Source organism: Clostridia bacterium, from assembly GCA_034926675.1.
Taxonomy (GTDB): domain Bacteria; phylum Bacillota; class DTU025; order DTU025; family DTU025; genus JAYFQW01.
Window position 1 is genome coordinate 25,808 of the sequence record JAYFQW010000018.1, and the last position, 9,572, is coordinate 35,379.

Genomic DNA, 9,572 nt, shown 5'->3' on the forward strand with positions numbered 1-9,572 from the left:
AGAAAGGAACAAATGTAAATAGCTTACAGGCAGAGTGCGACGATCGACAAGCTTGCATGCGCGAGGATACAGATGCATGTGGGACATCGGCGTAAGCTCGGACAAACGTGCCTTCGGGAATGCAGGCGAGGGTCTGTTCATCTGTTCGGGCGGCCATAGACTCGTATATGGAAGCTATGCCGGCGATTCCGGCACTGAAATGAGATCGCTTCAACCCCTTGAACCCTGGAGTGTGGAGGTCAATGTCGATGAAATCGACATTGAGACGTCGATCATGTCGATGAATCCAGCATTGACGCCCCGCGGACACGCGTATTGGTGGGAAGGACTATGGGAAGTCTTGTCAGGGGAAGATAGTGGCAGAAAAAGGAATAACAAAAGCGGTGCTAGACGGAATTCGAGTGATTCCTTGAGGAGGTCCATCGGGTGCACCTAGGTCACTCCTGCAGAGAATCACTCATCAATGTCGACGGAATGGACACTGACCTTACGGTCAATGTCCATTTGAGTCGCATTGATCGCGCGACAGTGCCGGTTTCGTCGACATTGACGGCGAGCGAATCCAAATCTGACCGATCTGATCGGCATTAAGGGCGAGTGGATCCCAATTCGTCCGATTTCACCGGCATCGACGCGCGAGTGGGTCTCCACCAGCCCGTTTCTGACGCTGCGACCATGTATGCTACCATGTATGCGACTATGTATATTACTCGCACAGACCCTGCCCGAGGCCATACGCCTCATGCATGGCATCTGAGTTCGCCCTGGCATCCCCTGGGTCGCTGGCCGTGACCCCGAGCGTGCCTACGAGGTCGATCTTCAGATAGTCGAGGGCCTTGCGGAACATGCCGATCACATGCTCAGGCGTCTCGGGGTCAGTATCGCCGTAGGCCGTGACTACTGCAGCTTTCTTCCCCTGGAGCTTTCGCGCGCCGTCGCTGTTGGCAATGGCGTACCATCTGTCAATGAAGGCCTTCATCTGCGCGGATGGACCCCAGAAGTACACAGGGGTTCCAAACACGAACGCATCGCTTTCCAGAATGCTCGAGTAGAGCTTCTCCATGTCGTCCTTCTGTACGCAATGCCCCGTTCCACTGCAACTCCCGCACGCCCTGCAAGGTGCGATATTGAGGCTGCAGATATCCACGACCTCGCATGCCGCGCCGGAGTTGCTGGCGCCGCGAATCACCTCATCCACCAGCGTACGAGTGTTTCCGCGGGCCCGAGGGCTGCCTGAAAACGCCAACACTCTCACATCCATCACTCCTTAGGTCTCAAAATGCCTCTCCCTCTCCGCTAGTGAGGGCAACATAAGCGCACCTGGTCTTTCCGGCGTAGTCTCCGCTGCGGTCAAGTGCATATGCTCGACCGACTGCCGTTACGGCATCCCACTCGATCCCTGTTCCCACTTCCCTGTCGAGAACTGCGAGCAGGTCGGCAGCGCCCTGCGGAGGACTGCTCCTGCCATCCAACACCAGATGCAGGTTGGCGCGTCTGATGCCGTTGGCTTTGGCCGCCTCAAGCACCGCCACGCCTTCTCTGATGTTCCCGTGAGAACTCTTCTCCGAGAGCATCATTATAACATGAAGACTGCCTCCGGTGGACGTTATTTGCTCGAATCCACTTGCGAGAGCCGGGTTTGCAGCAAGGCCACAAGCCTCTACGGACTGGGCAATCCTCAGCTCATCCTGGGGCACTACTCGACCAGCGCCGAGTGTCAGGTGCCCGGTCTCGGAGTTTCCCGCTCGCCCGGCGGGGAGGCCCACGGCGAGCTCGGCAGCGGAGAGTGCTGTGTGCGGACAGTTCGACAGTATCCAGTCCATCACGGGAACCCTGGCCGCCGCTATGGGGTTCGTTGCGGGGTCGGCGACTCCGATGCCCCATCCATCTAGAACAACAAGAATGCAGCGGTTCCAGGCTGCGTTGGAATGGAAAAGCACCTTGCCGTCCATCTCCTGCGGCGCAGGAATCCCCATCAGGGATAGAAGTGTGGGCGCCACATCAGACAGGGCGCCGTGTGCGGAATCGGCCGGCAGGAATTCCCCACTGTTAGCTATCCCACAGGACGCTCCACTGATTTCCCAATCCGCTTTCCCGCTCGCCTCTTCAATCGCCTCTCTGTCCGCCTCTCGCGTCGCTTCCTCGTCGATGCACGCGTTCTCCGTGCCAATCGCGTGGGCCTGTCGAGCCCGGCGGGCGTCAGTGCATGCTATTCTACCCTGCCACATGCCCGGCGCGATGAGTGCGAACGGTGCCTGAGCAGTGGTATGGCCGGTGTTCGTGGTTCCGTCGTCGTTTCTGAACCTTTCGAGCAATCCGTGGTCGGCGGTGACCGCCACAAGATAGCTGGCGGCGCTCGCGGCCTCGCATATTGCCCCCAGCGCTGAATCGACCGCCTCCGCACATTTTATGTTCGCATCCCAATCATCTAGGTGTCCGATGATGTCTCCGGCTGCCAGGTTAACCAGGATGAAATCATGCTGCCCTGCATGGGCTGCATCTACCACTGCCGCAGCCACCTGCGCAGTGCTTGTCCCCGGCCTTGAAAGGAACTCCGATGATTTCGGGCTTGGCACTACCAGACGTTCCTCACCGGCGAACGCTGCGGCTCGCCTCCCGTTGAAGAAGAAGGACACATGCGCCGCCTTCTCCGACTCTGCTACGCGCAGCTGCCTAAGCCCCGCCTTGCTCAGCACCTCGCCCATCGTCTGCTCTGGCTGGAGCGTAGGGAACACCGTAGGCAAGTATGCGAACTTCTCGTGGTATACCACAAATGGGATGAATGCCAGCCGCGGCATTCGAGATGCGTCGAATCCCTTGAAGACGGGATCGGTGAACGCCTCGGTGAGCTGGACCTCGCGGTCTCCTCGTCTGCAGCAGAAAACCACGCAGTCCCCATCATGTATCCTGCCTATCGCGATGCCTGAATCATATTTCACAAGCGGAGTCATCCAGTAGTCCATGGCTCCGGCCTGGTATCTCTTCCGAAGCGCCGCGGCTAGAAACCCGGTGTTTGCCACGCCAAATCGCCCCCAATGTGCACGCAGGCATCCTCTGGCCGCTCCGGAATCCCAATCCGGTTGCGCCAGTGCCTGCGACGTTTGCAGAATGTGCGAGACATGCGTGATAGGCGGAACACGCGCCTATCATGAGAAATGCGCTCAGAGAGGATGAGTATGCGGAATCTATGGATACAGGAGACCCTTGCCTATTTTGAGATATGCACGTTCCCCTGGCTGGCACGCCCCGTCCAGCCCCGAGTGCACGCGAAGCAGGTCTTCTCCTAGCCTCACTCTGTAGTCCATGGAGTTCCCGAGGAATATCCCCACTTCTACCTGGCACTCCAGACCGTCGTTTCGGTTCAGCGTGATATCCTCTGGCCTCACTGCCAACACACACTGACCGGAGGCGGCAACCTGACTCTCAACCTGGACCAGCATCCCATTTCTCAGCCGCACAGTGACCTGTCCATCTTCCAAGCCAAGGGCCTCGCACTGGATGAAGTTCATCGTGCCGATGAAGTCCGCCACGAACTGCGTTGCTGGCTGCCTGTATATCTCGTCGGGAGGACCTTCCTGGATGATGACTCCTTTGTTCATCACTGCGACTCGATCCGACATGGCCATGGCCTCTACCTGGTCGTGTGTGACATATAGGATGGCTATGCCCGTCTTGCGCTGCAGATCCTTGAGTTCAAACCGCATCTGCTCCCGGAGCTTCGCATCCAGGTTGGAAAGTGGCTCATCAAGCAGCATGACCTCTGGGTCCATAGCGAGCGCGCGGCCAAGTGCGACTCTCTGTTGCTGGCCGCCGGACAATTCCGATGGATAGCGTTTTCCGAGGCCGGTGAGTTCGAGCAGACCGAGGAGTTCCTCCGTTTTCGCCCGGGATCGCGCCTTGGTCCATCGAGCGAGCTTGAGAGGATATGATATGTTCTGTTCTACGGTCATGTGTGGCCACACCGCGTAGTTTTGGAACACCATTCCGATGCCGCGCCGCTCCGGCGGGCGCATGATATGCCTGGCAGGCGCAGTGACTAGCTCCTGGCCGATGTAGACCTCGCCTTGGGTGGGTTCCTCAAGGCCGGCCACACAGCGTAATGTGGTCGTCTTGCCGCATCCGGAGGGACCCAGCAGAGAGAAAAACTCGTTCTTTCTGACTGTGAAGCCAACGTTGTCTACGGCGGCGAACGAACCGAACATCTTGGAAAGGCCGATTACTCGGATTCTCTCATCCAATTACAGAGCCACCTCCGATCTAGATCCCGATCTGCCCGCGAGACAGCTTGCGTACGATGGTGTTGCCTGCCAGGATCACGAGGAGCACGACGGTGGACAGGGCCGCTGCGATCTGTGTGTAGCCGGCGTCCTGCATGTTGTAAATGACTACGCCGATGGTCTCCGATCCTTGCGACCACAGCAGGACTGACATGGTTAGTTCGCGGAATGCAGGCATGAACACCAGCGCCCAGCCAGCCACAAGGCCCGGCTTGATCAGGGGAAGCACCACATCGCGCATGCTCTCCATCCAGCCTGCGCCTGATATGCGGGCGGCCTCCTCAAGGGAGATATGCACCTGTTGAAGTGTGGCATTGGTCGTTCTGATTGAGAACGGCATGTAGCGTACTAGATACGCCGCAAGCATCACCCAAATAGTGCCATATAGGACCACTGGAGGGCGCGACCAGGCGAGTATCATCGCAATCGCCACCATGGTGCAGGGCACAGCATATGGTATGGTGCCTATGAAGTCGAGCAGCCTGGCGCTTGGCATCCGCGCCCGGAGCGACAGGTAGGAGACGAGTGTTCCCACGGCCATGGTTATTGTGGCTGCGCCAGACGCAAGCAGAAGGCTGTTTTTGAACGCCCGCGTGGCCATGGACAGCTGGGAGATGTACCGGTAGTGGTTCAACGTCATGCTCTGCAGGGTGAGGGGCGCACCCCAGTATTTGAGGAATGAGGTGACTATCATCGATGTTAGTGGCACTACTCCCGCGAAGAACGCTACGGCTGCTACGGCGATGAATACCGGGGTCCTCCAACCGCCTAGGTTGAGAGTCTGAGGCCTCACGCTCTTGCCCGCGATAACCGTGTATCGGTGCTGGCTTTTCTCGAATCTCCTTTGAAGCAGCAAAGCCGCGCCCGACACCACCGCAAGGACGATCGACATGGCGGCTGCCAGTGGCATGTCGGGTATTGAAAGCGCGGAGTAGATCCGCGTAGTAAGCACGAAGAATCTGGCCCTGAACCCTAGAAGGGCGGGGATGCCGAAGTTTGATATGCATCCCACGAAGGCGAGAAGCCCGCCGGCTATTACGGCAGGGGTTGCCAGTGGGAGCGTAACATCTAGGAGCGTGCGAAGCGGACCAGCCCCCGACATCCGCGCCGCTTCCTCAAGGCTCGTGTCGATCCTTCCCAGTGCGCCGCTGACAGTGATGAATACAACGGGGAATTGGTATACTGCCAGCACAATGATTACACCTGCGGCGCTGTATATGTTCCACGGCGCCGCCGTTCCGCCGCTCAGCTGGGTGAACAGCTTCGAGACGTACCCGACCGGTCCGAATAGCTGAGCCCACGCGATGGCCCCGATGAAAGGCGGAATGCCGTACGGGAGTGTGAGGAGCGTGCGAAGCCACGATTTTCCCGGGATATCGGTTCTCACCACAATCATCGCGAGGAGTGTGCCCGCAGCCACGCACACAATCGTGCTGGCCACCGACACCCACACGGAGTTCCAAAGGGCACGGCGATTAGCCGCCTCCCCGAATACTCTTGCGTAGCTTGCCATCGTGAGCCCGCCTTTGGAGGCGAAGCTCTTCATGACGACCATGGAGATTGGATAGATGATTACTACAATGAAGAAGGCAGCCACTGCTGCGAGGAACACGTGCCTCGCATCGAAGGAACGCCCGGGAGACTTGATGCTCAACGGCATCCTCCCCTTCCGCATCTACTCTTTGGCCGCGATGGATGGCTGCTCTTGGGCAATACCATACAAACAGCCAAGACATGAAACACACCAGAGCAGGGGATGGCTGGCCTGGGCACGGCGGGGCGCGCGGGGGTGTGCCTGTGCGAAGGTGTGAGTTTGGGATAGGGGCTGGGGAGATGAGGCGGGGCGATGCCGCCCCGCGAACTCCACTCGACTCCACTCCGTGCCCACGGCGCCCTCGTGCTCAGCGCAGTTTCCTGCTAATCTCCTACGAGCTCTCTACTTGAGCATTATCTTCTCGAAGGTCTCCCTGATCTCAGTGGTATGCGCGGCTGCCCATTCGAACGGTATCGGCATTGCTACGATCTTGTCGGCGGTCGGCATGCCCGGAGGCGGCGCCACGTCGGCTCTTACGGGTACTACTCCGTCGCGCACCATGAGTTCCTGCCCCTTCTTGGAGAGCAGGAAATCCACAAATGCCCTGGCGCCCACGGCGTTCTTGGTGTTAGCTATTATCGCTATGGGGCTGGGGATTGATATGGCGCCATCCTCCGGCCAGATTATCTCCACTGGGGCGCCGGTCTTTTTGAGGTCGAGCACCATGTAATCCAGCACCATACATGCGGCGAACTCGCCTGCTCCGAGGCCGCGAGATACGTCGGAGTTGCCGCGGAGGACGAGCATTCCGCTCTTCCGTGCGCGCTCAAACCAGCTCCAGCCGTTCTGCTTGTTGACGAATGTTGCGGTCACCATGAAATTGGAACCGGAGTAGAGGGGGTCGGCCATCGCCGCCTTGCGCCCGAACCCGATCAGGTCATCCCATTTGCGCGGGGCAGCGCCGGGCTTCACAAGGTTGGTGTTGATGCCTATGATCATGTTGATCATCCGGGCAGCGGTGAAGTAGCCGTCTGGATCCTTGAGGTCGTTCGGGACCTTGGCGGCCTCCGGCGACTTGTAGGCCAAGAGCAGACCCTTGTCGCGGAAGGTGTAGTAGCTAGCCGCATCCGCAAGCCACACCAGATCCGCCTTCACGCCGCCTGTCTCCTGTTCGGCCCAGATCTTATTGACAACATCGGTGCTTCCAGCCCTGAACACTTCGACTTTGATCCCCTTGTTGGCGCGCGTGAACTCGTCGGCGAAAGCAGTGGCAAGCTCCAGCGGAACGGAGGTATACAGAAGCAGCTTGGAATCAGCGAATACTCCCGTCGAAACGGATAGGAGAATGGCCAAAGCCACGAGACTCATGGTGATTCTTCTCATTGCCGCGATGCCTCCCCATGGTAGATTTTGGCCTGGTTACCTGGCAGCGCTGAACTCCCGCATGCACTTGCGGGCGAGGGCAAGCACCTCCTCATCAAGATGATCGCTTTCGCTGATTGGGATGGGTTCGTTGTCCATGTAGATCACTGGGTAGCCTTGGCCCAGCCCCCAGCTGGTCACCACATCCACGGCCGCAGCCTTCAGTTCGGTGACTACAGCATCCGGTTTGAGCGCCTCGAACCGCGCTAGGTCCTGCCGGAGAAGCGGCCGGTTGGACAGGCTGCAACTCACTCCCACAACTGTGCAGCCATAGTGCTTCTCGAGATAGCCAGACACCACATCCGCCATGATCTTTGGGGTGGTGAGTGTGACCACGATTCTCTTTCCGGAGATGTCGCCCAGTGGACGCGGGCGGAATATAGTTTTCACCATGCGCACTTCTGGGCTTATCCCATGGATGGCCTCTTCCATCTGCTGGACTTTGGTTTCATCCGCGATGGGGCTTTCGCACATAGTGAGGATTATCAGGTTGGACGTGAGCACTCGGTAGGGGCCAAGGTACGATCTGAGATAGTCGATGGGCTGGTGTGCTCCGACTACCAGTATCCTGGCGTCGGTATGCACTGACGGTATCGTTGAACCGCTTCCCTCGAATACTACGATATCAGCGTCCACCTTCTCTGAAAGCAGAGCGCCTTTCTCCACATTTGAGGTGAATGTCTGTCCTGACATTCCGCCTCCGCACCGCCTGCATCCGATGGTAGTGACACGGGATGTCAGGGCATCCTCGAAATGGTCGGACGATGCATGCCGTCCCTGCTTCGACACTGACATCAGGTATTCAGGAGTAATGTTGAGATCTGTTCCCTGTATTAGCTCAGGCTCGGCTGGCCCGCCGCGTCCCATCGTCACGACCACCGGCCTGAATTCGTGGGCAAGCGTTCTTGCTACGAAGCCGCCAACTGCGGTTTTCCCGATCCGTTTGCCAGTGCCAACTACCGACATGCTAGGCCGGCTGACCCTTGTGGCCTGCATAGGAGGTGTGAATCGAAAGTCAGCGCCTAAGTAGGCAACTCCGTGCGCCAGCACCACCGATGCGATGGAGAAGCGCTCCCTGTACCCGACTACCGGCTCGTCTGACAGGTCAACGACCTCGTCGGGATGATACTGTTCAATTGCTTCCGCAATCGCTTCGAGATAGTCGGGCTTTCGGACCACGGGCACTCCGATTTTCGCGAAGTCGGCATCGGAACCGATTTTCTCAGTCCCTCCGATGAAAACCGCCGCCATTATGTCGCGATCTGTGCTGAGTTCCTTGATGGCATCGTGGGTGACCGCAGGGTAATGCTCGCCATCGGTAAGGACGATTGATTTCACCATGAAACCACCACCTTCGAGCTAGAATGACGTGCCATTCGTCACCATCTCCTTATTTGAACTCACCATAAGATACGAACCAGCAAGCTTCGATGGGTGGACCGTATCGACTGAGAGCACTTCGGCCGCGAAGCGATGGCCAAGCGCGCGCATTCGCGTGGCGAGCCTCATCTCATCGGTGATGTAGGTGGTCTCCCTATACTCCATAGGACACTGCGGCGCTGCGACAAAAGTGCCCTTCCGCTGGACTGAATACAGACGCCCCTCGTGCACCAGCTCAGCCAGCGCCTGTTTGGCTGTCGTGGTGCTTATGTCATACGTGGCGCACAGTTCTCTTACCGATGCTATGCAAGCATGCGGGGGCCATTCACCGGAGTCGATCTTCTCCTTTATCTCCTCTTTCAGCTGGTAGTAAAGTGGGACGAAGCTTTCTTTCTGAAGCATGGCGCTCCTCCGTGATATCAGGTTGGCTCTTCCAATATGCCTGCAGTGTGGCCACCCCGATCATAATACCTGCTAAAACCAGTGTGCGCGTAAACGTGTTAACGTGCTCGCCTGATCATTCTATATCTCACGTTCCGCATGTAGATGCTTCCAGCTTGGCATTTGGGGATGAGCCCCTCAGCCAATTCGGCGAAGGATCAGTGTATATGTTGGCGTCAAAGCCTGCAAGCCGAAGGAGTTGTGGCGCGTCAAGATCGTGGCGCGAATCTATCCCATGTTCAGCACCATCGGGCGTTCAATCGCTCGGTTCTCGCTGCAGCCCTGAGCTCGTTAGGCACTCTCTCTGCACCTGGGGCACTGCCTTGGCATCGCGGAAGGCAACGTCTCGCACGCCGTCTATAGCCGCTGATGAGGCGCCGTGGTTCTCAAGATTCTGGTCCCGCAGGCTGTCAGTGTCGGCCAAACCAGCACTGTCGCGCGATCAATGCGACTCAAATGGACATTGACCATCGGGTCAGTGTCCATTTGGTCGACATTGACGGTCCGACTCCCGCGGT

Annotated in this window: 7 protein-coding genes; all 7 read right to left on the minus strand. The window is 58.2% G+C overall.

All coding sequences use genetic code 11. The annotated features are described in order from the left end of the window. Positions 1–706: 706 nt before the first annotated feature. A complete protein-coding gene (locus VB144_06335) occupies positions 707–1,255 on the minus strand; it encodes a flavodoxin family protein (GenBank protein MEA4883262.1) in 549 nt (182 codons plus the stop codon). A gap of 19 nt (positions 1,256–1,274) precedes the next feature. After that, complete coding sequence (locus tag VB144_06340) at positions 1,275–3,020, minus strand: hypothetical protein (GenBank protein ID MEA4883263.1); 1,746 nt, start codon at positions 3,018–3,020, stop codon at positions 1,275–1,277. 165 nt (positions 3,021–3,185) lie between these two features. Beyond that, positions 3,186–4,238 carry an ABC transporter ATP-binding protein gene (locus VB144_06345; protein ID MEA4883264.1) on the minus strand — a complete coding sequence of 351 codons (1,053 nt, stop codon included), beginning with the start codon at positions 4,236–4,238 and terminating at the stop codon, positions 3,186–3,188. A 19-nt stretch (positions 4,239–4,257) separates the two neighbouring features. Further along, positions 4,258–5,931 (minus strand): iron ABC transporter permease, encoded by a 1,674-nt coding sequence (locus VB144_06350; GenBank protein ID MEA4883265.1) that lies wholly within the window; start codon positions 5,929–5,931, stop codon positions 4,258–4,260. A 282-nt stretch (positions 5,932–6,213) separates the two neighbouring features. Next, positions 6,214–7,194, minus strand: coding sequence for an extracellular solute-binding protein (locus tag VB144_06355; protein ID MEA4883266.1), 981 nt, complete (start codon positions 7,192–7,194; stop codon positions 6,214–6,216). A 36-nt stretch (positions 7,195–7,230) separates the two neighbouring features. Continuing rightward, the gene (locus VB144_06360) at positions 7,231–8,574 is read right to left on the minus strand and encodes a 2,3-diphosphoglycerate synthetase (protein MEA4883267.1); all 1,344 of its coding nucleotides are present in this window, start codon (positions 8,572–8,574) and stop codon (positions 7,231–7,233) included. Between the two features lie 18 nt (positions 8,575–8,592). Further along, on the minus strand, positions 8,593–9,015 hold the full coding sequence (locus VB144_06365) for a GntR family transcriptional regulator (protein ID MEA4883268.1): 423 nt from the start codon (positions 9,013–9,015) through the stop codon (positions 8,593–8,595). Between the last annotated feature and the right edge of the window lie 557 nt (positions 9,016–9,572).

Bases quoted from the DNA above. Each gene is read 5' to 3' on its own strand.
- VB144_06360 (MEA4883267.1), bottom strand. From the start codon at position 8,574: ATGGTGAAATCAATCGTCCTTACCGATGGCGAGCATTACCCTGCGGTC.
- VB144_06365 (MEA4883268.1), bottom strand. From the start codon at position 9,015: ATGCTTCAGAAAGAAAGCTTCGTCCCACTTTACTACCAGCTGAAAGAG.
- VB144_06355 (MEA4883266.1), bottom strand. From the start codon at position 7,194: ATGAGAAGAATCACCATGAGTCTCGTGGCTTTGGCCATTCTCCTATCC.